The organism is Micromonospora carbonacea (genome assembly GCF_014205165.1).
Classification (GTDB): domain Bacteria; phylum Actinomycetota; class Actinomycetes; order Mycobacteriales; family Micromonosporaceae; genus Micromonospora; species Micromonospora carbonacea.
Genome location: NZ_JACHMZ010000001.1, coordinates 7,205,960 through 7,230,428 on the forward strand (window position 1 = coordinate 7,205,960; position 24,469 = coordinate 7,230,428).

A 24,469-nucleotide genomic window follows, 5' to 3' on the forward strand; every position below is an offset into this window, starting at 1 on the left:
CCGCGTCGCGCGGACCGGCTACCCTAGCCGCTCGCGGAAGTGCTCGATCGTGCGGCGGAGGCCGTCTTCGGGCGCCACCGCCGGCTCGTATCCGAGCAGTTCACGGGCGAGGGTCAGGTCGGGGCGGCGCATCTCCGGGTCGTCGGCCGCCCGGGTGACGTACGTCACCTCGGACGTGCTGCCGGAGAGTGACACGATCAACTCGGCCAGTTGCCGCATGGTCAGCTCGTGCTCGGTGCCGCAGTTGACCGGGCCGGTCTCCGTCGAGTCGAGCAGCAGCAGGATGCCGCGCACCAGGTCCTCGACGTAGCAGATCGACCGGGTCTGGTTGCCGGTGCCGTGCACGGTGATCGGCTCGCCGCGCAGCGCCTGCGAGATGAACGTCGGGATCGCGCGGCCGTCGTCCGGCCGCATCCGCGGGCCGTACGTGTTGAAGATCCGCACGATCGCGGCGTCCAGCCCCCGGTACCGGTGGTAGGCCATCGTGGCCGCCTCGGAGAACCGCTTCGCCTCGTCGTAGACGCTGCGTACGCCGATCGGGTTGACGTTGCCCCAGTAGGTCTCGCGCTGCGGGTGCTCCTTCGGGTCCCCGTACGCCTCGGAGGTGGAGGCCATCAGGAACCGGGCGCCGTCGGCGACCGCGCGGTCCAGCAGGTGCAGGGTCGCCACCGACCCGACCCGGAGGATCTCCACCGGCAGGGTGGCGAAGTCGGTGGGGCTGGCCGGGGACGCCATGTGCATGATCGCGTCGAACCGCTCGGCCAGCGCCGGGTGGTGGGTCGGCAGCCCGTCGGAGATGTCCGCCTCGACCAGCGTGAAGTTCGGCTTGTCGTGCAGGTGGGCCACGTTGTCCTTGGAGCCGGTGACGAAGTTGTCCAGCGCCACCACCGTGCAGCCACGGGCGACGAGTGTGTCGACCAGGTGCGACGGCACGAAGCCGGCGCCGCCGGTGACGAGGACGCGGTGACCGGGACCGAAGCGCGGGGCAACCTTCATACCGACCAGCCTATACAGGTACGAGAGGGAAGGAAGGGCCCCCTGTTAACGCGAAACGTTGTACAGGGGGCCCTTCTCGACCAGCTCAGCCGGTGCGGGGCCGAGCGGATCGGGTCAGTGCGCGCCCGCGCCGGTGAGGGAACGCACCTCCAGTTCGGCGTACTTGTCCTCGTCGCTCTCCTTGGAGATCATCGTGCCGATCCACCCGCACAGGAAGCCGAACGGGATGGAGAGGATGCCCGGGTTGGACAGCGGGAACCAGTGCCAGTCGTGGTCCGGGAACATCGACGTCGGCGCTCCGGAGACCACCGGCGAGAAGAACACCAGCAGCACGGCGGCGAGCAGGCCGCCGTAGATCGCCCAGACCGCGCCGGAGGTGTTGAACCGCTTCCAGAACAGGCTGTAGAGGATCGCCGGCAGGTTGCCCGAGGCGGCCACCGCGAACGCGAGCGCCACCAGGAAGGCCACGTTCAGGCTCTGCGCGTAGATCGACAGGGCGATCGAGACCGCGCCGATGACCAGCGCCGAGACCCGGGCCACCCGGACCTCCTGGCGCTCCGACGCCTGCCCGTTCTTGATGACGTTGGCGTAGAAGTCGTGCGCCAGGCTGGACGACGAGGCCAGGGTGAGCCCGGCGACCACGGCCAGGATGGTGGCGAAGGCCACCGCCGCGATGATCGCCAGCATGGTCGCGCCGCCGAGGTCGCCGCCGAGGAAGGTGATGCCCAGCTCCTCGGCGAGCTGTGGCGCGGCGGTGTTGCCGGCCTTGTCCTGGGCGGTGATCGCCGGGCCGCCCACCAGGGCCGCCGCGCCGAAGCCGAGGGCCAGGGTGAGCAGGTAGAACGAGCCGATGATGCCGATCGCCCAGAGCACGCTCTTGCGGGCCGCCTTGGCGGTCGGCACGGTGTAGAAGCGGATCAGGATGTGCGGCAGGCCCGCCGTGCCGAGCACCAGCGCGATGCCGAGCGAGAGCAGGTCGACCTTGTTGTAGAAGGTCTGCGTCGCGTTGCCGGCCACCTCGACGCCGTAGCGCAGGCCGGGTTCGAGGAAGGCGCTGCCCTTGCCCGAGGAGGCGGCGGCGTCGCCGAGCAGCGACGACAGGTTGAACTTGTACTTCGCCAGGACCAGCAGGGTCATCACCAGCGCGCCGGTCATCAGCAGGAACGCCTTGACGATCTGGACGTACGTGGTGCCCTTCATGCCGCCCACGGTGACGTAGATGATCATCAGAGCGCCGACCATGATGATCGTGGCGACCTTCGCGGTGTCGGCGTCCATGCCGAGGAACGTGGTGCCCGGCTTGATGCCCAGCAGCAGCGCCACCAGCGCGCCCGCGCCGACCATCTGGGCCAGCAGATAGAAGATCGACACGGTGATGGTGGACACCGCCGCCGCCGTGCGCACCGGCCGCTGGCGCATCCGGAACGCCAGGACGTCCGCCATCGTGTACCGGCCCGAGTTGCGCAGCAGCTCGGCGACGAGCAGCAGCGCCACCAACCAGGCGACCAGGAAGCCGATCGAGTAGAGGAAGCCGTCGTAGCCGTAGAGGGCGATGATGCCGGCGATGCCGAGGAAGGACGCGGCCGACATGTAGTCGCCGCCGATCGCCATGCCGTTCTGGAAGCCGGAGAAGGAGCGGCCGCCCGCGTAGAAGTCGGTGGCGGTCTTGGTCTGCCGGCTGGCCCAGATGGTGATGGCCAGGGTCACCGCCACGAACACCAGGAACAGCGTGATGGTCAGGTTGCGGGCGGTGCCACTGCCCGCCTCAGCCGCGAGGACCGTCTCCATGGGTCACCTCCCCCATCTCGGCGCGGATCCGGTCGGCGGTCGGGTCGATCTTCCGGTCGGCGAACCGGGAGTAGAGCCAGGCGATCAGGAACGTCGAGACGAACTGGAGCAGGCCGAAGATCAGGGCGATGTTGATGTTGCTGCCGAACAGCCGCGTGCCCATGAAGTCCCGCGCGTACGCGGAGAGGATCACGTAGAGCGCGTACCAGAGGAAGAACGCGACGGTCATCGGGAAGATGAAGCCGCGCAGGGCGCGACGCAACCCGGCGAACTCGTCCGATCGCTGTACGGCGAGGTACCGGTCCGCCGTGGACGCGGCCGACGCCGGCGTCTCCGGCTCGGTCGGTGCGTCCGGCGGGGGTGTGTCCGTGGACATCTGTGGATCACCACCTTCACAGGCGTGGGGGTTTCGCGCACGGTAGGAACCGCACGCCCCGCCCGGGAAGACGTGGATCGACGGCGGTCTCCACCTGCGCCGAGCGGTCGCCTGCCTGCGCCGAGTGACCCAGGTCACTCCGGTGACCGGTAGCTGCTGGTCAGCTCAACTCGTGGTACCGGCCGCGGTAGTGCAGCAGCGGGTCGCTCTCCCCCGTCAGGTCGATGCGCTCGATGGTGGCCTCGACGAGCAGCGCCCAGCCGTACTCGCGGGCGGTGTCGAGCCGGCAGCCCGCCCAGCCGGCGGCGTCGGCGGGCACCGGGCCGTACTCGGTCTCGGTCCAGGCGTCGGTGGCGAAGAGGCCGCCCGGCGACGGGAACAGGCCGGCGAACCGGTCGGCGAGCTGCCGGTGCGGCGGGCCCAGCGGCGCGACGGCGAACCGCCCCGCCGCCTCGACCGCCGCCCACAGGTCCGACTCCGCGTCGATCAGGCCCAGCAGCCGGTCCGGCTCCCCCTCGGCGACCAGCGTGGACGACACGGTCAGGCCGGCGGGGCCGGGCGCGGTCCACAGCGTCACCGGCGCGGCGAGCCGGCCCCGCAGCCGCCGGGCCGGGGACCGCTGTCCCGCCGGTACGGCGAACGGGTCGACGTGGTGGATCTCGGCACCCGGCTCTGGATTCACGTGAAACATTGTGACCCCACCCGGCCCCCCGCCGGACGGAGAGCGGCGGGGCGGGGCGTGGCGACCCGCCGGGCGGGGCCCCGGGTCACTCGTCGGAGCGCAGGGTGCGGCGGGCGGCGGCCAGCACCTCCGGGTCGGTGCAGCCGGCGGCGTACCCGGTGATCCGGCGACGGATGTCCCGGCCGAGCAGCCACCTGCCGACCCGGTGCGCGACGGGGCGCAGGAACGCCGGCCGGCAGCGGAAGTGATACCGCCAGGTGGCGACCGACGTGCCGGGATCCGGGCCGGGGGCGAACCGCCATCCGCCCGCGAACATCTCGAAGAACCACGGGCCCCGGACCATCTTCATCCCGACGTGGCTCGGCGGGGCGAAGGAGACGTACTCGCTGACCATCGTCAGGCCGTGCCGGGAACGGGTGAAGGTGCGCACGCCCTTGCCCGGGCGCGTGGCCCCGTCGGTGAAGTGCTGCTCGCGGACGAACGGGTCCCAGCGGTAGCGCACCGGCGCGACGGTCTGCGACACCGCGAAGGCCAGCTCGGGCGGCACCGGGACGGTGATCACCGACTCGACGACAGGCATCGCCCCATTGTGCCGCCCGCCGACCAGGCCGGCCCCGCCCCGGCACGCCCCGTCCCGGGCGAGCCCGGCGCAGGCGTGGGTGCGGGGGGCTCCTATCGTGCCGGGCATGAGTCCCGTGACGCCGCAGCAGCTCGCCCAGGCCCGCGTCGTGGCCGCCGACGCCGTGCTCCGCAACGAGGTGGACTTCCGGGGTTATCCCCACCGGCACCTCGCCGTCGCCGCCCGTCCGCGACTCAGCACCAGCGGCGTCACCCAGCTGCTGGAGGCCGTCGAATACCTCACCCACTACGGGTGGGAACTGGTCAACGTCAGCTCCTCCAGCAACAGCGCCCTGTTCTACGCGTTCCTGCGCCGCCGCTGAACTGGGCTCAGCGGCGCGGGGTCACGGCCGTCAGCAGTTCGGAGGCCCGCCGGTCCAGCACGTCACCGGCCAGGTACGCGCCCAGCAGCGCCGCGCCCAGCCCGTACGCCAGCCCCACCGGCGGGGCCAGCCAGAGCCAGGCGTCGCCGAACAGCGCCGCGGCGACCACCATCGGCACGCTCGCCACCGCCGTGCCGAGCATCGACAGCAGGGTGAGGAAGCTCTTCGCGACGCCTGCCCCGCTGTTCATCGCGAACGGGTTGCTCGTCTCCGGCAGCGAGTACGCCCCCAGCACCGAGACGAACGCGCTGATCGCCAGCCCCGCCCCGTAGGCGGCGAGGAGGCTGCCCGCCATCACGCCCAGCCACGCCGGCCGACCCAGCAGCACCCCCAGGACCACCGTGACGACGGCGAGCATCGGCAGGACGTACACCGAGAAGGCGGCCATCCGGGCCCGCAGCTCCAGCCGGCCGGGAACGCCCGCGACCACGTTCGCCGCGTACGCGCTGCCGTCGAAGCCGAACTGGTTGGCCAGGGTCACCGAGGCGAGCAGGCCGACGAACACCATCGAGATGCTGACCAGCACGGGGGACGAGTCGGGGGTGGCGAACTCCACGCCCTCCCCGGTGGAGAAGCTCGCCCCGCCGAAGTTGACCATCACCGGCACGAAGATGCCGACCACGGCGATCGTGATCAGGTTGGCCCGCCGGCGGGCGTCCCGCCACCAGTAGCGGCACTCCCGGGCCACCAGCGCGCCGAACCGGTCCCGGCGCGCCCAGCCGACCGCCCACGGAAAGAGCTGCCCGACCGCACCGGCTCCGGCCCCCGCCGGACCGTCGCCGGTCTTCGCCGCGCCGCCGCGCGCCCTGGTCCGGCCGCCGCTGGCCGCGCCGACCATCGCCGACTCCAGCGACCGGGACCACCACCACAGCAGCGCGCCGATCGTCAGCGCGGTGATCAGCAGCTTCACCGGCACGGCCCAGGCCCGTCCCTCGGCCACGTCGACGCCGACCGTCCACGGCGCGCCGAACGGGGTCCAGCCGACGATCCGGGCCACCCCGGCCAGCCGGTCCCAGTCGGCCTGCTGCACGGCGGCGAGCACCACGATCTGCAACGGGCCGAGCAGCGCGGCGAGCACCGCCAGCAGCACGGCCGCCAGGTCGCGTACCCGACGGGACCGCAACATCGTCGCGAACGCGCTGGTCATCGCCCGGCTGGCGGCGACGCAGAGCAGCAGCCCGGCGACCACCCCGACGGCCGCGACGAGCGCCGCGACCGCGCCGCCGAGCAGGCCGGAGGTGAGCACCAGCCCGCCGGCCGCGACCAGCGCCGCCACGGCCGGGACGCTGACCAGCGCGGCGGCGAACAGCCCGGTGACCAGGGTGCGCCGGGACAGCGGCAGCAGGGCGAACCGGGCCGGGTCGAGCGTCTCGTCCACCCCGAAGAAGACCAGCGGCAGCAGCAGCCAGCCGAGGACCAGCAGGCCGCCGCCGAACGCCGCGGCCATCATCGCGTACGTCGGCTCGTCGGCCAGCCCCGGCGCGGCCAGCAGGAAGAAGCCGGTGGCGGCGAACCAGAGCCCGGCGACCACCCCGCCCACGAACATGGCGATCCGCCAGCCCTGGCCCCGGAAGTTGTTGCCCATCACCCGCAGCTTCAGCCGGACGAAGTGCCGGGCGGAGACGGGCCGGGCGCGCCCGGCCGGCTGACCCGCCGGCCCGGTCACCGCCATGGCCGGGCCCGCCTCCCGCTGCGGCGGACCGGTCACCGGGACAGCCACGCCAGCTCCTCGCCGGTCGCCGTGCGCCCACCGACCACCTCGACGAACACGTCCTCCAGCGAGCGGTCGCCGCGCACCTCGTCGAGCGTGCCGACCCGCTTGATCGTCCCCTCGGCGAGGATCGCCACGTGCGAGCAGAGCCGCTCGACGACCTCCATGACGTGACTGGAGAAGATGACCGTCCCGCCGCCGACGACGTACCGGTGCAGGATGTCCCGGATCAGGGCCGCCGACACCGGGTCGACCGCCTCGAACGGCTCGTCGAGCACCAGCAGCCGGGGCCCGTGCAGCAGCGCGCAGGCCAGGCCGATCTTCTTCTTCATGCCGGCCGAGTAGTCCACGACCAGGGTCCGGCCGGCGTCGCCGAGGGCGAGCACGTCGAGCAGCTCCGCCGCGCGCTGGTCGACCATCGCCGGGTCCATGCCGCGCAACAGACCGTGATACGCCAGCAGCTCCGCCCCGCTGAGCCGGTCGAACAGGCGCACCCCGTCGGGCATCACGCCGAGGAGCTGCTTCGCCCGGACCGGGTCGGCCCACACGTCGTGCCCGAGCACCCAGGCGCCCCCCGCGTCGGGGCGCAGCAGCCCGACCGCCATGGACAGGGTGGTGGTCTTGCCGGCCCCGTTCGGGCCGAGCAGCCCGTAGAACGAGCCGGCCGGCACGTCGAGGTCGACGCCGGCCACCGCCACCTTGCCGTCGAACCGCTTGGCGAGGCCACGCAGCGCGAGCGCGGGGTGCTCATCAGTCATGTACCGACCGTATCCGGCGCCGGCCAGCGGCCGCTCCCGCCCAGGGACGACCTGCGCCTCCTCCCCGGGCAGGAGGCGGTCGGGCCTCCGCCGCCCGGGGTGCGCGCGCGGTCGCGCTCAGTGGGTGAAGCGGCCGTACCGGCCGCCGAGGAACAGCAGGGGCTGCCCGTCCGGCTGGCCGTGCAGGTGGTGCACCCGCAGCACCACGATGACGTGGTCGCCGGCGTCGTGTTCGGCCTCCACCGCGCCCTCCACCCAGGCCACGACGCCGGCCAGCACCGGCGCGCCGCCGGGGGACAGCTCCCAGTCGAGGCCCTGGAACCGGTCCACCCGGGGGGCGGCCATGCGTTCGCAGACGGCCCGCTGTTCGACGCCGAGGATGTTCACGCAGAGCCGGTCGGCGGTGCGCATGACCGGCCAGCTCCCGCTGTCCCGGCTGACGCAGAAGGAGACCAGCGGCGGGCGCAACGAGACGGACGCGAACGAGTTCACGGTGAGGCCGACCGGCCGGTGGGACGCGGGGTCGAGGGCCGTCACCGTCGTGACGCCGGTGGCGAAATGCCCCAGTACGTAGCGGAAGTGGGCTGTATCGATCGTTGACGTGGATGGGTTCACGAGCCTGTCCTCCCGTTCCGGTCGCCGCCGGCCCGCGCGATCACCTGGGGCGGGCACGGGGCGATCGACCCGTTGGCCGAAGTGAATGTGACACGTCAGCGCAAGGCCGGGTTTGGCCAGCATTAATGCAGGTGGCGCGACGAACCATTCGAGGATGGTCCGGAATTGCCGGTGTCGGGGTGCGCTCCACGATTGAAGTGTCCGCGATGATAACGGACTCTGGCCAGTCCCGAAGGCCCGTTACCCTCCGTAATGTGGCTTGGCGGCGTGTTCCGAGGTGCCCGGGCAGGGCGGCTTCGGTGGCGGACAATTACTGGTCATGGCCGTTTCGGGGCGGTCTTGTGGCGCGACGGAACCTGTGGTCGGCGCGATGCGTAGCGACTCCAGCCATTCACGCTGGGTCACCGAATCCGGTGCGATTCGGCTATTTTCCCCCTGGGTGGCCCGCTCGCGCCGCGCGGAGTGCTGTGAGGTGGATCACTATTGCCCTCCGTGGCATCTTGGTAACGTGACGCGGGACTGCTGCGGGGAGCAATTGTCGTCCGTGATGCCCCCTGCTCGTTGTCGCTAGCGCATTCAGGGGGGAATGTGTTGCCAGCAGAATGTCCGCGGTCGGTTCCGTCACTCGTGGAGCGCTGGGTCCAGCGTCGACCGGACAGCCCGGCCATTATCGATCCGACCTGCGAAGAAGCGACGAGCTACGCGCAATTGTGGCGGTCCTCCGGCGCGCTGGCCGCGTACCTGCGCCGGCTGGGCGTCGGCCGGGGCGCGGTGGTGGCCCTTTCCCTGCCACGCGGCCGGTCGCTGATCGTGGCGATGCTCGCGGTGGCGCGTGCCGGCGCGGCGTACCTGCCGGTCGACCCGGCGGCACCGGTGGACCGGGTGCGCCGGACGCTGGACACCGCTGGCGTCTTCGTGGTGATCGCCGACCGGGACGAGCCGTGGCTCGGCACCGCCCGGCGCGTCGACCCGGCCGTGGCCGGCGACCCGACCGGTTCCGGTCCGGACCCGATCGGCCCGGCCGTGGCCGGCGACGACCCGGACCCGGTGGTCGACGCGGACGATCCGGTCTACGTGATGTTCACGTCCGGCTCGACCGGCGAGCCGAAGGGGGTCGTGGTCCCGCACCGGGCGGTGGCCCGGCTGGTGGTCGAGCCGCTGTTCTGCACCGTCGCGCCCGGCGACCGCGTCGCCCACACCTCGAATCCGGCGTTCGACGCCAGCACCTTCGAGGTCTGGGGCGCGCTCGCCGCCGGTGGCTGCGTGGTGCCCCTGCCCGCGGTGACCGACCTGCCCCTCGACGAGTGGACGGCGCACCTGGCCGGCCTGTCGATCGACGTGCTGTTCCTGACCACCTCGTTGTTCCACATGATCGCCCGGGAACGGCCGGCCGCGCTGCGGACCGTCGGCACCGTCCTCGTCGGCGGCGAGCAGCTCGACCTGTCCGCCGCGCGCCGGGTGCTCGCCGGCTCGCCGCCCGCGCGGCTGGTCAACGGGTACGGCCCGACCGAGACCACCACCTTCGCCGCGTACCACGACTGCACCCTGGAGAGCCTCGCGGGCCGGGAACGGGTGCCGGTGGGCCGTCCCCTCCAGCGCACCAGCCTGCACGTGCTCGGCCCGGACCTCGCCGAGGTCCCCCCGGGCGAGGTTGGCGAGCTGTGCATCGGGGGGCCCGGCGTCGCCCTGGGCTACCTGGGCCGTCCCGACCTGACCGCCGAGCGGTTCGTCACCCGGCCGGGCGACGACGGGCGGCTCTACCGTTCCGGTGACCTGGCCCGCCGGCTTCCCGACGGTCTCGTCGAGGTGCTGGGCCGGCGGGACCGGCAGGTGAAGGTGCGGGGCTTCCGCATCGAGCTGGACGAGATCGAGCTGGCGATCACCGCCACCGGCCTGGCCGACGCGGCGTTCGCCGAGAAGCTCGGCGACGGGCCGCAGGCGCTGCTCGCCGTGGCCGTGGTGCCGGCGGCCGGGCGGTGGGACCGCACCGAGCTGGCCCGCCGGCTGGCGGAGCGGGTCCCCGACTACATGGTGCCGTCGCGGTGGGTGCCGCTCGACCGGCCGCCGACCGGGCCGACCGGCAAGGTCGACCGGGCCGCGATCGCCCGGCTGCTGGCGGAGTCCGGCCCGGACGCCGCAGCCCCCGACCCGGCCGCGCCGGGGGCCGGCACCGCCGTGGCCGGCACCGACACCGCCGACGGCGGCGTTGAGGCCGATCCGGTGACCGCCGCCCTCCGGGGGATCTGGCGGGACGTGGTCGGCAGCGAGCCCACCGCGACCCGCAACTTCCTGGAGATGGGCGGCAACTCGATCATGGCCGTCCAGCTCGCCGGGCGGGTCCAGGACCGCCTCGGCGTCCGGTCCGAGCCGCACGACGTGCTGCTGGCCGAGTCGTTCGCCCACCTGGCCGACCAGATCAGGGTCGCGCTCGACCGCACGCACTGAGCGACCACACGCACTGAGCGACCGTCCGGAGCACGCCGACGCGCGGAGCCGATCGCCGGGTCGACCCCGGCGAGCGCAGCCAACGGAAGGAACCCGAATGGACACCCGAGCGCCCGGGTCGGCGCGGGAGACCGATATCCCACGCGCGGACTTCCCACAGAACGGCCACCCGGCGGCCGACAGCCCGGAGTGCGCCCCGCTGTCCCTCGCGCAGGAACGGCTGTGGCTGATCGACGCCGCCGCCCCCGGCGCGGCCACCTACCTCGTCCCCGTGCTGCTGCGCTGGCAGGGCCGGGTCGACCCGGCGGTGCTCGGCGTCGCGCTGACCGCGGTGGTGGCCCGGCACGAGCCCCTGCGCACCGGCTACCGGCTGCGCGGCGACGAGCCGGAGCAGTTCGTCGGCCCAGCCGCCGACGTCCCGGTCCGGGTGGTCCGGGCCCCCGGCGGGTCCTGGGCCGACGTCGAGGACGAGGTACGCCGGCTCTGCGCCGAGCCCCTCGACCTCGCCACCGGCCAGGTGCTGCGCTGCGTCGCGTTCACCGGGCTCAGCGGCGGGGACGCGGTGCTGCTCGTCCTGCACCACATCGCCTTCGACGGCTGGTCGATGGGGCGGCTCTGCGCCGACCTCGCCACGGCCTACGCGGCCGGCGTCGACGGCCGGCCGCCCCGGCTGCCCGCCGTCGGGGTCCGCTTCGCCGAGCTGGCCCGGCGCGACCGGGAGGCGGGCAGCCGACCCGACACGCGCGCCGCGGTGACGGATCGGGCGGCGGAACTCCTCGCCGCCGGGCCCGGGCTCACCCTCGCCGGGGCGCTGCCCGCCGCCCCCGGCCGCGCGGTGGAGCGGGCGGGCGGCGAGGTCGTCACCGCCCTCCCCGCCGGGCTCTGGGACCGCACCACCGCACTGGCCGCCGAACACCGCGTCACGCCGTTCGTGCTGTTCGGCACCGCGTTCCAGGTGCTGCTGAGCCTCTGGTCCGGGCGGGACACCTTCCGCTACGGGGTGATCGCCGCCAACCGGCCCGGCCTCGAGGCCGACGACGTCGTCGGCTTCTTCGTCAACACCGTGCCGTTGCGGGCGGCGCTGGGCGGCGCGGACGACTTCGCGCAGTTGTGCGCCCAGGCCCGGGGCGAGGCGTTCCGCACCCTGCTCTACCAGCGCCTGCCGTACCACCGGCTCACCGCCGCGGCCCGGGCCGAGCTGGTCGAGGTCGCCTTCGCGTTGCAGAACTTCCCCGTGCCCGGCCCCGAGGTGCCGGTGCGCTGGGCGCTGCCCGAGGTGCTGCCCAACGGCACCGCCAAGTTCGACCTGATGCTCACCGTCGAGGAGCGGGCCGACGGCTGGTACGCCCGCTGGGAGCACGACCTGGCCCGCTATCCCCGGCCGGTGGTGACGGCGCTGGCCGAGGCGTACCTCGGGCTGCTCGGGGCCGTGACGGAACGGTACGCCGTGCCCCTGGCGGAGCTGGCCCGGTTCGGGCCGGACCCGGCGTGGGCGACGACGGCCGCGCCGGACGCGACGCCCCCGACGCCTGCCACGGCCGCCACGGCCGGGGCGGCCCCGGTGCCCGAGGCCGCGCTGCGCCGCGCCGCCGAGTGCTTTGCCGTGGCGCTGGCCGACCTCGTCGACGAGCCGCCGGAGGCCGTCGCCGCCGGGCTGACCCCGGCGGCCGACTTCTTCGCCCTCGGCGGCCACTCCCTGCTGGTCGTCACGATGCTGCGCCGCATCGAACGCCAGGACGGCACCGTCCTGTCGGCGCGGGAGTTCCTGGCCGACCCGACGGTGGCCGGGCTGGCCCGGCTCCTCGCGGCCCCGCCCCGGGCCGCCGCCGCGCCGCCCACGGGAAGCGACGGCCGGCAGGCCACCAGCCCCGCGCAGCAACGCTTCTGGTCCGTCGACCGCCTGCCGTGGCTGCGGCAGGCGTACCTGGTGCCCACGGTGGTGGACCTCGCCGGCCCGGTCGACGTCGAGCGGCTGCGCGCCGCCGTCGGGACCGTGCTCGCCCGGCACCCGGCGCTGCGGGCCCGCTTCGAGCTCGACCGCCGGCAGCGGCGGGTCTACCACCGCACGGACGGCCCGGCCGGTGACGTCACCGTGGTGGACGCCGCCGACTGGACCGACGAGCAGGCGCGCGAGGCCGTCGCGGAGTGGAGCTGGGCCGGCTTCGACCTGGCCCGCGCCGCCCCCGCCCGGGCGCACCTGCTGGACCGGGGCGGGCGGGGCGTCACCCTCGTCGTCGTCGTCCACCACATCGTCTTCGACGGCTGGTCGCGGCAACTGGTGCTGCGCCAGATCGCGGCGGCCTACCGGGGCGAGGACCTGCCCGAGCCGGTGGCCGGGACGGGACACACCGACCCCGACGACGCCGCGCAGGCCGACACCCGGGCGGTCGTGCAGGCGCTCACCGGCGCGCCGGTCGACGTGGCCCTGCCGTACGACAGGGGCCGCGGCGACACCCAGGAGACCCGGGCGGGCCGGCTGACGTACGACCTCGACCCGACCCGCGCCGACCGGCTGCGCAAGGTCGCGGCGGACGCCGGCTGCACGATGTTCATGGTCTCGGCCGCGCTGCTGGCGGTGGCGCTGGCCCGGGTCGGCGGCCAGCGCGACTTCCTGTTCGCCTTCCCGTGGTCGCAGCGGACGGGGGCGCGCAGCGCCGACGCGGTGGGCCTGTTCATCGACACGCTCGTGTTGCGCGCCGACACCAGCGGCGAGCCGACCTGGCAGGAGCTGCTGGCCCGGGTGCGGGACGCGGCGAACCTCAGCTTCCGGCACTCCGCGGCCCCGTTCGACGCGGTCGCCGCCGCGTTGCATCCCGACCGTGACCTCGGCCGCCCCCCGGTGACGCCGGTCTACCTCAGCGCCTCCGACGGCGAACTGGCACCCCCCGACCTCGGGCCGGACGTCACCGCCACGGTCCGCCCGCTCGACCCGCTGCACCTCAAGTACGAGCTCGAACTCACCGTCGTCGACCGGCGGCAGGACCTGCGGTGGGAGCTGCTCTATTCCGCCGCCCTGTTCGACCCCGCCACCGCGCACGCCGTCCTGCACGCGGTCACCGCCGCGGCGGACGACCTCATCCGGCAGCCCACCGCTCGACCACTGGAGGGACATTGACCACCCTGACGGAGGACCAACTGTTCGATCGGGTCCGGGCCGCCTGGGCCGAGGTGCTCGACGTCGACGATCCGGGCAGCCTCGACCCGGACCAGAACTTCCTGGAGGCCGGCGGCAGCTCGCTGCTGCTCATCATGCTCTGGGAGGACCTGCACGAGCTCACCGAGCGGTCGCTGCGGGTGGCCGACCTGTTCCAGCACGCCACGATCCGGGCGCAGGCCAGGCTGCTGGCCGGCGGCGGCGAGGAGCCCCGGCAGCAGGTGACCGGGGCCAGCCAGCGCCGCGCCCTGCTCGGCCGGGCCCGCACGGCGGAGGTGCCCCGACCGTCATGACCGAGATCTCCGACACCGACATCGCCGTCGTCGGGACGGCCTGCCGCTTCCCCGACGCGTGGAACCCCGAGCAGTACTGGCGCAACATCGACACCGGCGTCGTCTCGATGCGGGAGCTGACCGACGAGCAACTGCGCGCGGCCGGCCACACCGAGGAGGAGACGCGCCAGCCGGGCTTCGTCCGGGTCGGCGCGACCCTGCCGGGGGTGGCCGACTTCGCCGCCGACTTCTTCGGCTACACCCCCCGCGAGGTCGACGCCATCGACCCGCAGCAGCGCATCTTCCTGGAGTCCTGCTGGGAGGCGCTGGAGTCGGCGGGCCTGGCGCCCGGCGCGGACCGCCTGGTGACCGGCGTGTTCGCCAGCAGCGCCGCCGGCAACTACTCGGCGGCCGTCTTCGCCGCCAAGGTCCGTGACCACGGGCTCGCCGCCGCGATCGGCGACCTCGACCTGACCGTCGGCGGGCAGGCCGACTTCATGACCTCGCGGACGGCCTACAAGCTCGGCCTGCGCGGGCCGTCCGTCAGCGTCCAGACGGGCTGCTCCTCGTCGCTGTACGCGGTGCACTACGGCATGCTGAGCCTGCTCGCCGGGGAGTGCGACGTGGTGCTCGCCGGCGGCGCGACCGTCGTGGAGCCGCTGCTCGGCTACCAGCCGATCCCCGGGGCGTGGGTCTCCGAGGACGGCTACGTCCGCTCCTTCGACGCGAGCAGCAGCGGCACCACGTACGGCTCCGGGGTCGGGGTGGTGGCCCTGCGCCGGCTCGCCGACGCGCTCGCCGACGGCAACCCCGTGCTGGCCGTCCTGCGCGGCTCGGCGGTCGGCAACGACGGCGGCGCGCGCCTCGGCTACGCCGCCCCGAACCTCGACGGGGTGGCCGACGTGATCGCGGCGGCGCTGTCGGTCGCGGGCGTCTCCGCCGACGCGGTCCGCTACGTCGAGGCCCACGGCACCGGCACGCCGCTGGGCGACCACATCGAGCTGCTGGCCCTGACCGAGGCGTTCCGGCGCAGCACCGACGAGGTGGGCTACTGCGGCCTCGGCTCGGTGATGTCCAACATCGGGCACCTCGGCCCGGCCGCCGGCATCGCCGGGCTGATCAAGGCGATCCACGTGGCCGGCACCGGCTCGCTGCCCCCGCACCCGACGTTCGACGTGGCCCGCGACCCGGCGGAGCTGGAGAAGAGCCCGTTCTTCGTCACCACCACCCGCCGCGAGTGCCCCGAACCGGACCGGCTGGTGCTGGTCAACTCGATGGGCGTGGGCGGCACCAACGCCACGATGGTGGTGGCCGCGCCGCCCGCGCCGGTCCGGCGGCCCGCGCCGGCTGCGCCCGTCGTCCGGCTGAACGTCTCCGCCCGCAACCGGGTGGAGCTGGACCAGCTGTGCCGGGCGCTGGCCGACCGGATCGACAGCGACCCCGCGCAGGCGGCGGACGTCGCGTACACGCTGCGGGTCGGGCGGGCGGTCTTCGACGAGCGGCGGGTGGTGACCGCCCCCGCCGACCGGCTCGCGGCGGCGCTGCGGCTGCCCCGCCCCCCGGCCGTGCGCACCGTGCGGGCCGACCGCCGCACCGCCGTCATCGTGGCGGGGGAGCAGGCGACGCCCGCGAGGCTGGCCGTGCTGCGGGCCGCGCTGCCCGGCGCGGCCGTGGTCGACCGGCTCGACCTCGCCGGGGACCGGTACGCGGTGGTGCTGGGCGGGACCGGTGACGACGCCGGCCTGGCCGACTCGCGGGGCGTCCTGGTGCCCGCCGGTGACGACGGCTGGGACGAGGCGCTGAGCACCGCCTGGCTGCACGGCGTGCCGGTGGACTGGGAGGCGGTCAGCGGCGGCCGGGGTCGGCGGCTGCGCCTGCCGACGTACCCGTTCCAGCGCAAGCGGTACTGGCCGCTGGACCACCTCGACGTGTTCCGCCGGCAACCGACGCCCGCGCCCGTCGGCGCGGAGCCGGCGGCGGCGGGGGACTCGATCGAGGAGAGCATCGCCGGCATCTGGCGGGAGCTGTTCGACCGGGGCGACGTCGGGATGGACGACGAGTTCGGCGCGCTGGGCGGCACGTCGCTGCTGTCCGTGCAGATGGTGCTGCGGATCCAGCAGCAGTACGGCGTGCTGATCAACCTGCACCGGGCCGGCGGCAGCCGGGCCACCGTACGCCGGCTCGCCGGGATCGTCCGGGCCGGCGTCACCCCCGACCGGCAGAGCGCGGCCGACCGGGACGGCGAGCTGATCGACGCGGACCTGGCGCTGCCGATCGGGCCGCTGGCCCCGCGTCGCGCCCCGGGCCGGGACGTGCTGCTCACCGGCGCGGCGGGCTACCTCGGCGCGTTCCTGCTGCACGAGTTGCAGCGCGCCGGCCGGCGCGTCCACTGCGTCGTGCGGGCGGCCGACGAGCAGGCGGGCATGCGGCGGCTGCGGGAGACCGCCGCGCGTCTGGCCCTGCCGGAGCCGGACCCCGAGCTGGTCCGCGTCGTCCCGGCGGACCTGCGGGCCTTCGCCGGCACGGACGCCGGGGACCTCGACGGCGAACTCGCCGACCAGGTCGGGCACGTGCTGCACTGCGCGGCCCGGGTGGTCTTCACCGAGCCGTACCGAACGCTGCGGGAGGACAACGTCCTGCCGATGGCGGGCCTGCTGAACTGGATGTGCCGGCACGGCATCCGCGACTTCAGCTACGTGTCGACGCTGGCCGCGACGGGCGCGGGGTCGGGCACGGCGGGCACCCGGCTGGAGACCCGCAGGCAGCCCCTGCACTCCGACCTGGGCGGCTACGGGGTCAGCAAGTGGGTCGGCGAGCGGCTGCTGGAGAAGGCCGAGGAGGCCGGCCTCCGTGGCCGGGTGTTCCGGCCCGGCCTGATCATGGCGGCCCGGGACACCGGGGCCTGCAACAACAAGGACCTGGTGTGGCGGATGCTCGCCAGCGGCATCGCGGTCGGCGCCCACCCCACCGACGAGCGCGCCGAGCCGGTCTCCCCGGTCGACGTGGTCGCCCGGGCGGTCGTGTCGCTGGCGCTGTCGCCGTCGTCGGTCGGCCGGGTCTACCACCTGGCCGACGAGCGTTCGATCAGCACCCGGGAGCTGTTCGACATGCTCGGTCGGGCCGGGCTGCCGACCGAGCCGATGCCGCTGCCGCAGTGGCAGCGGCGGGTGGCCGAGCGGGCGCTGGACGGCGGCAGCGAGGTCATGTCGGCCGTCGCCCTCTACGAGTTGGAGGGGCACGAGCTGGCCGAGGACGACGTGCAGGTCCGGGGCTGGCAGCCCTGGCTGCGCAAGCAGGGCCTCTCCGCCGCCGTCACCCCCGAGCAGCTGCGCCGGGGCCTGGAGTTCCTGGCCGGACGCCACGAGGAGTTCGCCGCGCTCCTGCCCGACCTGGCGGGACGGCGGGGCGATGACGTCAACGCGATCGAGGAGCGGGTATGAAGCAGCGACATGTCGCCGTGCTGGGCGCGGGAGTGATGGGCAGCGCCATCGCCGCCCTCGCCGTCGGCAACGGCCTGCCGGTCACCCTGGTCGACGTCGACCGGGCCGTGCTGGACCGGGCCCGGGGCGAGGTCACCCGCCACCTGCGGCTGGCCCGGCTGATGGGGGCGCAGACCGGGGCGGACGTGGCCGAGCTGCGTACCACCGTGGACCTGGCCGACGTGGCCGACGCCGACGTGGTCGTCGAGGCCGTCACCGAGCTGGCCGACGTCAAGGCGAAGGTGCTCACCGAGGTGTCCGCGCTCGTCGGGCCGGAGGCGCTGGTGCTCACCAACACCTCCGCCATCCCGGTGGACGAGCTGGCCGGCTCGGTCGCGCACCCCGAGCGCACCGTCGGCGCCCACTTCATGAACCCGCCGTACCTGATCAAGACGGTGGAGGTGGTCCGGGGGCCGCGCAGCTCCGAGGCCGCGCTGGCCGTCGCCCGGGACTTCCTGACCGGCATGGGCCGGGAGGTCGTGGTGGTCGGGGACGGGCCGGGCTTCGTCATCAACCGGGTGCTGCAACGGATGATCAACGAGGCGGCCCGGATCGCGGACGAGGGGCTCGCCACGCCGGAGGAGATCGATCTGCTGTTCACCGGCTGCCTCGGGCACCGCACCGGACCGCTGGCCACCGCCGACCTGATCGGCCTGGACAACGTCGTCGACTCGCTGCAGGTGCTCCGCGACCGCACGGGCGACCAGGGTTACGAGCCATCCGCGCTGCTGCTGGCCAAGGTCGCCGACGGCGACTTCGGGCGCAAGACCGGGCGTGGCTTCTACGAGCACAGGGGGACCAAGTGAGCTCATCGACCACCGACCAGCACACCCTCAGCCCGGGATCGATCCGCGGCCAGCTCACCGCGTTCCTGGAGCGGCAGACCAAGAAGGACATCGAACCGAACCTCGACATCTTCGCCGCCGGCCTGGTCTCGTCGCTGTTCGCGCTGGAGCTGGTGGTGCACATCGAGTCGACGTTCGACGTCGTCATCGGCGGGCCCGACCTGCGGCTCGACAACTTCCGGACGGTCGACCGGATGACCGAGCTGGTCCTGCGGCTGCGCGGGGACTCCGATGGCTGAGCGGTGGTCGGAGGCGGCGGCGCTGGTCGCCGCCGCCGTCGGCGATCACGCGGAGACCTGGGACCGCACCGGTCGGATCCCGCTGGAGACCCTGCGCGAGCTGGGCACCAAGGGGGTGCTCTGCGCGCAGATCCCCCAGGAGTACGGCGGCCTCGGCCTGTCCAGCCTGGACAACGGCGAGCTGACCGCCGCCACCGGGGCCCGGTGCAGCTCGCTGCGCAGCGTCCTCACCTCGCAGGGCATGGCGGCGTGGACCATCCTGCGCCTCGGCTCGGCCGCCCAGCGGCGTGCCCACCTGGCCGCGCTGTCCAGCGGCAGCCTCGCCGGGGTCGCCTTCAGCGAGCCGGGGGCGGGCAGCGACCTGTCCGCGATGAGCACCCGGATCAGCGAGGACGGCACCGGCCTGCGGGTCGACGGGCAGAAGGTGTGGATCACCGTCGGCGCGTACGCCGACCTGCTGGTGGTCTTCGGCCGCTTCGGCGACGAGGCCGCGGCCGTGCTGGTGCCGACGGACGCGCCGGGCGTCCGCATCGAGCGGGTGGCCGACCCGCTCGGCTGCCGGGCCGCCGGCCACGCCGACGTCCACCTCGACGGGGTACGCCTGCCCAGGGACGCGGTGCTCGGCGGGGCGGCCATGCCGCTGGGCCTGATCGCCACCACGGCGCTGACGTACGGCCGGGTCTCCGTGGCCTGGGGCTGCGTGGGGATCCTGCGCAGTTGCCTGGCCGAGGCCGCCCGGCACGCCGCCTCCCGGGCCCAGGGCGGGGCCATGCTCGCGTCCCACCAGCTCGTGCGGCGGCACCTGGCGGAGCTGACGGTCGCCGAGCAGGCCGCGACCCGGCTGTGCGAGCACGCCAGCCGGGCCTGGGACGCCCGGACGTCCGACCTGGTCATGGCCGCGGTGCTGGCCAAGCACTTCGCCGCCACCCGGGCCGCCGAGGGGGCGAGCACGGCGGTGCAGGTGCTCGCGTCGGCCGGCAGCCGCGACGGGCACCCGGTGGCCCGCGCCTACCGGGACGCCAAGCTCATGGAGCTCATCGAGGGGAGCAACGAGATGTCCCAGCTCATGCTGGCCGACCACGCGCTGGCGGCCTGGTCATGACCGTCGGCATCGGGGCGATCCACTGCGTCCTGCCGGAGGGGTCCACCCCGGTCGCCGGGCTGCCCGAGGTCGACGCGCTGCGGACCGAGGAACGCGAGTTCGTCGGCACCTGCGGGATCGACCGCGTCGGCGTGTTCCCGGACGCCCCGACCACGGACTTCGCCGTCCAGGCGTGTCAGGAGCTGGGCAAGGCGACGCCGCTGGACCCGGACGTGCTGATCATGGTGGGGTCGCGCGCGCCGGACGTCCTGCTCGGCTCCGACTCGGGGCGGCTGCAACTCGACGGCGGCTTCGACCGCGCGTTCGCCTTCACCCTGGACGGTCTCGGCTGCACCGGTTCCAGCGCCGCCTGGGCGCTGGCCCGGGACCTCCTGGTCGCCGACCCGGGCCGGCAGAGCGTGCTGATAGCGCACGCCAGCCGCCCCACCGGCGTGGACCGGGTGCGCTTCCCGGTGACGGTGATCGGCGACGGGGCGTACGCGATGACCGTCGTCCGCGGCGGCAGCCCGGCCCTGGTGGCGCACCGGCAGGAGAGCGACGGCACGTTCCACGACCTGTTCCGGGTGGACTACAAGCAGTCCCCCTGGTACGAGTGGCGCGAGGAGTGCGAGTCGCCCGACCGGTACCGGTTCGAGCTGGCCCTGCACAGCCGGCAGCGGCTGGGCCGGATGGTCGAGACGGTCCTCGCCGACGCCGGGATCACCAAGGCCGACGTCGCCGCGACGCTCATGCAGAACGTGACCGCGAGCGCGTACGGCTTCTACCAGTCCCTGCTCGGGCTGCCCATCCACCCGGTCTGCCAGCGCCAGCTCGCCGCGTACGGCCACCTCGGCGCGATGGACGTCGTGCTCAACCTGGACCGGCTCCTCGCCGGTGGCGACGTCGGCTCCGGCGATCACGTCCTGGTCCTCAACAACAGCCCCGTGGCGGCCTGGGCGGCCACGGTCTGGCGCATCTGACGAAGGGAACGACCGTGAGCCAGACTCCACCGACGGTGAAGTGTCTCGTCTGGGACCTGGACAACACCCTGTGGCGGGGCACGCTGCTGGAGGACGGCGAGGTGACCCTGCCCGACGAGGTGCGGGAGGTCATCGCCACCCTGGACGCCCGGGGGATCCTCCAGTCGGTCGCCAGCCGCAACGACCACGAGCACGCGTGGGCCCGGCTGGTGGAACTCGGCGTGGCCGACTACTTCGTCGTCCCGCAGATCGGCTGGGGGCGCAAGCCCGACTCGATCCGGGCGATCGCCGACGAGCTCCAGTTCGCCCTGAACACGATCGCGTTCATCGACGACCAGCCGACCGAGCTGGCCGAGATCGGCCACCAGCTGCCCGAGGTCCGGTGCTACCGGGCCGACCAGGCCGGGACGCTGACCGGCCTGCCCGAGTTCAGCCCGGCGGCCGTCACGGTGGACTCCCGCCGCCGCCGGCAGATGTACCAGGCGAAGTTCCGCCGGGACACCGCGCGGGAGGGTTTCCAGGGCCCGGACGAGGAGTTCCTGCGCAGCCTGGAGCTGGAGATGGTCATCGACCGGGCGCGGGACGAGGACATCTCCCGCCTGGAGGAGCTGACCCTGCGCACCAGCCAGATGAACGCCACCGGCGTGCACTACTCCGACGCGACCCTGCGCGGCCTGCTCGACGACCCGCGGCACGAGGTGCTGGTGGTCAGCATGACCGACCGGTTCGGCCCGCACGGCGCGGTCGGGGTGGCGCTGCTGGCCCGGCACCCGGGCGTGTGGCACCTGAAGCTGCTCGCCACCTCCTGCCGGGTGGTGTCCTTCGGCGCGGGCGCGATCATCCTGCGCTGGATCGGTGACCAGGCGGCGCGGGCCGGCGTGCACCTCGCCGCGGACTTCCGGCCGACGAACCGCAACCGGATCATGGAGGTCGCCTACCGGTTCGCCGGCTTCGCCGACGACGGGTGCGACTGCCTGGCCGACGTGGGCCCGGCGGGCGAGGAGGGGGTGCAACTGCTGCACCTGCGGCCCGAGCGCACCTGCGGGCCGACGTCGCTGCGGCTGCGCGCCCCGGCGCTCGACGACGCCGACACCGGGCTGCGGGACTGGTCGGAGGTGGTGCCGGCATGACCGGGACGACCCTCTACGAGCTGTTCGCCGCCTCCGCCGACCGCTACCCGGACGCGATCGCGCTGGAGGTCGAGGGCGACGAGGTGTCCTACGCGGACCTGCACCGCCACGCCCTCGCGCTGGCCGGGGAGATCGTCGCCCGGCACGGCGGCGTGCCGGCCCGGGTGGCGCTGCTCGCCCAGCGCAGCGTCACCGCCTTCGCCGGCTACCTCGCCGCGCAGCGCCTCGGCGCGGCGGTGACCCCCCTCAACCCGGGCTACCCGGTGTTGCGCAACCGGCGGGTGTGCGACCTCGCCCGCGTGGACGTGCTGGTCGCCGACGAGTCCGGCGCGCCGCAACTCGCCGACGGCCTCGGCGACGCCGCCCCGACGGTGCTCGCGCTCGACGACGACCGGGTCCGCGCGCTCGCCGGCACCGGCGTCGGCCTCGCCGGCTACCACGGCGGCCCGGACGACGTGGCCTACGTCCTGTTCACCTCCGGGTCGACCGGGCGGCCCAAGGGGGTGCCGGTCCCGCAGCGCGCGGCGGTGGCGTACGTCCGCCACAACGTCGACCGCTTCGCCGTGGGCCCGGGGGCGCGGGTGTCCCACACCTTCGACCTCACCTTCGACCCGTCGGTGTTCGACCTCTTCGTGACCTGGGCCGGCGGCGCGACCCTGGCCGTGCCCCGCCGCGCGGAGCTGCTCAACCCCGTGGACTACCTGCGGGACCGGCGGATCACGCACTGGTTCTCCGTGCCGTCGGTGGTCTCGGTCGGTGACGAGCTGGGCACCCTGCCCACCGGGCAGGTCACCGACCTGCGGTACAGCATCTTCATCGGCGAGCCGCTCACCTACCGGCAGGCCGAACGGTGGCAGGAGATCGCCCCGGGGGCCGTCGTCACCAACGTGTACGGGCCGACCGAGCTGACCGTGGCCTGCACCGAGTTCCGGCTGGACCTCGACCCGCTGCGGTGGCCGGCGACCTCCAACGACACCGTGCCGATCGGGCCGGTCTACGACTTCCTCGACCACGTGATCGTCGGCGCGGACGGCCGCGCCGCCGAGGAGGGCGAGCTGTGCGTGCGCGGGGTGCAGAGGTTCGTCGGATACCTGGACTCCGGCGACGATGTCGGCCGATTCTTGACGTATGGTCCCGACGGCGCCGAACCGTACGAAGGCGGCGGCCTCACCGACGAGCACTACTACCGCACCGGGGACCGGGTCCGCATCGAGGACGGCAACCTCGTCCACCTCGGCCGGTTGGACAACCAGGTGAAGGTGCGCGGGTACCGCATCGAGCTCGGTGAGATCGAGGCGGCGCTGCGCCGGCACTACGGCGTGACCCAGGCCGTCGTCGTCGCGGTCAACCGGACAGGAGAGACGGAATTGATCGGCTTCTACACGGGCGAGGAGGCGCCGCAGTTGCGGCGCTGGCTGCGCCGGCAGGTGCCGCTGCACATGGTGCCCCGGGTGCTCAACCACCTGGCCGCCATGCCGCTGAACGCCAACGGCAAGATCGACCGGGGGGTGCTGCGGGACTCCGTGGCGGAACTGGCGACGGCGGGCCCGGCGTGACGGCGACCGCCCGGCTGCGTGCCGTGACGGCCGAACTCGTCCCGCCCGCGGGCGTGGTGCGGGTGGTGTCGCTGAGCAACCTGGCCAAGACCGCCGCGCACGGCATCATCATGTCGGTAAGCGTGCTGTACTTCACCACGTCGATCGGGATCTCGGCCACCAGGGTCGGCCTGGCGCTGACCATCGGGGCGGCGGTCGGCATGCTGGTCGCGGTGCCGGCGGGTCACGCCGCCGACATCTTCGGACCGCGCAACGCCACCGTGCTCGCCATGCTCGCGCTCGGGCTGGTCACCTGCGGCTACGCCTTCGCCACCAGCTTCTGGTGGCTCACCGCCGTCGCCTGTCTCGTGCTGGCCGGCGAGTCCGCCACCGACGCGTCCCGGGGGGCGCTGGTCGCCGGCGTGGTGCCGCCGGAGGAACGGGTCCGGGCCTGGTCCTACTTCCGCGCCGTGGCCAACCTGGGCGTCACCCTCGGCGCGGTGATCGGCGGGATCGGGCTCTACTTCGACTCCCAGGCGGGCTACCGGGCGCTACTGCTCCTCGCGGGTGCGCTGTTCGCGGTCGCCGGCCTGGCCTACCTGCGGGTGCCGGTCGTGCCGCCGACCCGCAACACCGAGGCGCAGCCCAGCCTCGTCGTGCTGCGGGACCGGCCGTACGCGGCGTTCGTCGTGCTCAACGCGCTGCTGGTGATGAACGGGCCGCTGCTGACCGTGGCGCTGCCCATCTGGATCGCGCAACGCACCGAGGCCCCCACCGCGATCTACCCCGTCATCCTCGTGATCAACACGATCTGCGTGGTGCTGCTACAGGTACGCGTCAGCCGGGGAGCGGAACGCCTCGACGGTGGCGCGTGGGCCTGGCAACGGGCCGGGCTGGTGCTCGCCGCGTGCTGCGTGCTCTTCGCCCTCGCCGGTGGCCTGCCCGTCTGGGCCGCGGTGGCGGCCCTGCTCGCCGGCGCCCTCGTGCACGTGCTCGGCGAGATGCTGCACAGCTCGGGGGCGTGGTCCCTGGCGTACGGGCTGGCCCCCGAGGGCAGCCACGGCCAGTACCAGGGGCTGTTCGGCATGTCCACGCAGCTCGGCTCCACCATCACCCCGTTCGCCGCGACCGTGCTCATCATCGGCTTCGGCTGGTCCGGCTGGCTCGTCTTCGGCGCGGTCATGTGCGCCGCCGGCCTGCTCGCCCCCGTCGTGGTGCGCGCGGCGCGCAAGGACCCGACCCGCAGCGGCTTCTCCGCGCCGGACGAGCCGGCGAAGGTGCCCGAGACCAGGCCGGCGACGGACGAGCCGACGGCGGGCGAGTCGGCGACGGTGGCCGGCGACGGGGCGGCCGGTGATCCCCTCTCGACCGACAGGAGCTGA

The 24,469-nt window shown here is 74.0% G+C and carries 19 protein-coding genes and 1 pseudogene; 12 read left to right on the forward strand and 8 right to left on the reverse strand.

Translation table 11 applies throughout. The annotated features are described in order from the left end of the window. Positions 1 to 18: 18 nt before the first annotated feature. From HDA31_RS30370 to HDA31_RS30390, 5 genes and pseudogenes are all read right to left on the reverse strand, one after another. On the reverse strand, positions 19 to 996 hold the full coding sequence (locus tag HDA31_RS30370) for an NAD-dependent epimerase/dehydratase family protein (RefSeq protein WP_077935279.1): 978 nt from the start codon (positions 994 to 996) through the stop codon (positions 19 to 21). 114 nt (positions 997 to 1,110) lie between these two features. After that, positions 1,111 to 2,784, reverse strand: a complete 1,674-nt coding sequence (locus HDA31_RS30375) for a monocarboxylic acid transporter (protein WP_178066925.1) — start codon at positions 2,782 to 2,784, stop codon at positions 1,111 to 1,113. Beyond that, positions 2,762 to 3,160 carry a DUF485 domain-containing protein gene (locus tag HDA31_RS30380; RefSeq protein WP_178066924.1) on the reverse strand — a complete coding sequence of 133 codons (399 nt, stop codon included), beginning with the start codon at positions 3,158 to 3,160 and terminating at the stop codon, positions 2,762 to 2,764. Before HDA31_RS30380 ends, HDA31_RS30375 begins: the two co-directional genes overlap by 23 nt. Positions 3,161 to 3,294: 134 nt before the next feature. Further along, positions 3,295 to 3,872, reverse strand: a pseudogene (locus HDA31_RS30385) (flavin reductase family protein); the annotation flags it as partial. Positions 3,873 to 3,927: 55 nt separating this feature from the next. Next, positions 3,928 to 4,422: an SRPBCC family protein gene (locus HDA31_RS30390; RefSeq protein WP_178066922.1), complete on the reverse strand. Its 495-nt coding sequence runs from the start codon at positions 4,420 to 4,422 to the stop codon at positions 3,928 to 3,930. A 106-nt stretch (positions 4,423 to 4,528) separates the two neighbouring features. Here HDA31_RS30390 and HDA31_RS30395 point away from each other — a divergent pair, with 106 nt between their 5' ends. Then, positions 4,529 to 4,783: a hypothetical protein gene (locus HDA31_RS30395; protein WP_221486727.1), complete on the forward strand. Its 255-nt coding sequence runs from the start codon at positions 4,529 to 4,531 to the stop codon at positions 4,781 to 4,783. A gap of 7 nt (positions 4,784 to 4,790) precedes the next feature. Here HDA31_RS30395 and HDA31_RS30400 read toward each other — a convergent pair whose 3' ends face one another. The 3 genes from HDA31_RS30400 to HDA31_RS30410 form a co-directional block, all read right to left on the reverse strand. Then, a complete protein-coding gene (locus HDA31_RS30400) occupies positions 4,791 to 6,515 on the reverse strand; it encodes an ABC transporter permease (RefSeq protein WP_178067942.1) in 1,725 nt (574 codons plus the stop codon). A gap of 32 nt (positions 6,516 to 6,547) precedes the next feature. Further along, the gene (locus tag HDA31_RS30405) at positions 6,548 to 7,312 is read right to left on the reverse strand and encodes an ABC transporter ATP-binding protein (RefSeq protein ID WP_178066920.1); all 765 of its coding nucleotides are present in this window, start codon (positions 7,310 to 7,312) and stop codon (positions 6,548 to 6,550) included. 117 nt (positions 7,313 to 7,429) lie between these two features. Further along, positions 7,430 to 7,984, reverse strand: coding sequence for a flavin reductase family protein (locus HDA31_RS30410; protein WP_376701479.1), 555 nt, complete (start codon positions 7,982 to 7,984; stop codon positions 7,430 to 7,432). A 570-nt stretch (positions 7,985 to 8,554) separates the two neighbouring features. Here HDA31_RS30410 and HDA31_RS30415 point away from each other — a divergent pair. From HDA31_RS30415 to HDA31_RS30465, 11 genes are all read left to right on the forward strand, one after another. Further along, complete coding sequence (locus tag HDA31_RS30415) at positions 8,555 to 10,372, forward strand: non-ribosomal peptide synthetase (RefSeq protein WP_178066918.1); 1,818 nt, start codon at positions 8,555 to 8,557, stop codon at positions 10,370 to 10,372. A gap of 97 nt (positions 10,373 to 10,469) precedes the next feature. Continuing rightward, positions 10,470 to 13,487: a condensation domain-containing protein gene (locus HDA31_RS30420; RefSeq protein WP_178066917.1), complete on the forward strand. Its 3,018-nt coding sequence runs from the start codon at positions 10,470 to 10,472 to the stop codon at positions 13,485 to 13,487. After that, complete coding sequence (locus HDA31_RS30425; RefSeq protein WP_178066916.1) at positions 13,484 to 13,819, forward strand: acyl carrier protein; 336 nt, start codon at positions 13,484 to 13,486, stop codon at positions 13,817 to 13,819. The genes HDA31_RS30420 and HDA31_RS30425 overlap by 4 nt, the downstream gene beginning before the upstream one ends. Next, positions 13,816 to 17,238, forward strand: a complete 3,423-nt coding sequence (locus HDA31_RS30430; protein WP_178066915.1) for a thioester reductase domain-containing protein — start codon at positions 13,816 to 13,818, stop codon at positions 17,236 to 17,238. The genes HDA31_RS30425 and HDA31_RS30430 overlap by 4 nt, the downstream gene beginning before the upstream one ends. Beyond that, positions 17,235 to 18,083: a 3-hydroxyacyl-CoA dehydrogenase family protein gene (locus HDA31_RS30435; protein ID WP_178066914.1), complete on the forward strand. Its 849-nt coding sequence runs from the start codon at positions 17,235 to 17,237 to the stop codon at positions 18,081 to 18,083. The genes HDA31_RS30430 and HDA31_RS30435 overlap by 4 nt, the downstream gene beginning before the upstream one ends. After that, positions 18,080 to 18,361, forward strand: a complete 282-nt coding sequence (locus HDA31_RS30440) for an acyl carrier protein (RefSeq protein ID WP_178066913.1) — start codon at positions 18,080 to 18,082, stop codon at positions 18,359 to 18,361. The genes HDA31_RS30435 and HDA31_RS30440 overlap by 4 nt, the downstream gene beginning before the upstream one ends. Continuing rightward, the gene (locus HDA31_RS30445) at positions 18,354 to 19,463 is read left to right on the forward strand and encodes an acyl-CoA dehydrogenase family protein (RefSeq protein ID WP_178066912.1); all 1,110 of its coding nucleotides are present in this window, start codon (positions 18,354 to 18,356) and stop codon (positions 19,461 to 19,463) included. The genes HDA31_RS30440 and HDA31_RS30445 overlap by 8 nt, the downstream gene beginning before the upstream one ends. Continuing rightward, entirely contained in the window at positions 19,460 to 20,422 is a 963-nt protein-coding gene (locus HDA31_RS30450) for a 3-oxoacyl-[acyl-carrier-protein] synthase III C-terminal domain-containing protein (protein ID WP_178066911.1), read from the forward strand. Before HDA31_RS30445 ends, HDA31_RS30450 begins: the two co-directional genes overlap by 4 nt. 14 nt (positions 20,423 to 20,436) lie before the next feature. Further along, the gene (locus tag HDA31_RS30455; RefSeq protein WP_178066910.1) at positions 20,437 to 21,552 is read left to right on the forward strand and encodes an HAD-IIIC family phosphatase; all 1,116 of its coding nucleotides are present in this window, start codon (positions 20,437 to 20,439) and stop codon (positions 21,550 to 21,552) included. Continuing rightward, positions 21,549 to 23,108 (forward strand): AMP-binding protein, encoded by a 1,560-nt coding sequence (locus HDA31_RS30460; protein WP_178066909.1) that lies wholly within the window; start codon positions 21,549 to 21,551, stop codon positions 23,106 to 23,108. The genes HDA31_RS30455 and HDA31_RS30460 overlap by 4 nt, the downstream gene beginning before the upstream one ends. Continuing rightward, positions 23,105 to 24,469 (forward strand): MFS transporter, encoded by a 1,365-nt coding sequence (locus HDA31_RS30465; RefSeq protein ID WP_178066908.1) that lies wholly within the window; start codon positions 23,105 to 23,107, stop codon positions 24,467 to 24,469. The genes HDA31_RS30460 and HDA31_RS30465 overlap by 4 nt, the downstream gene beginning before the upstream one ends.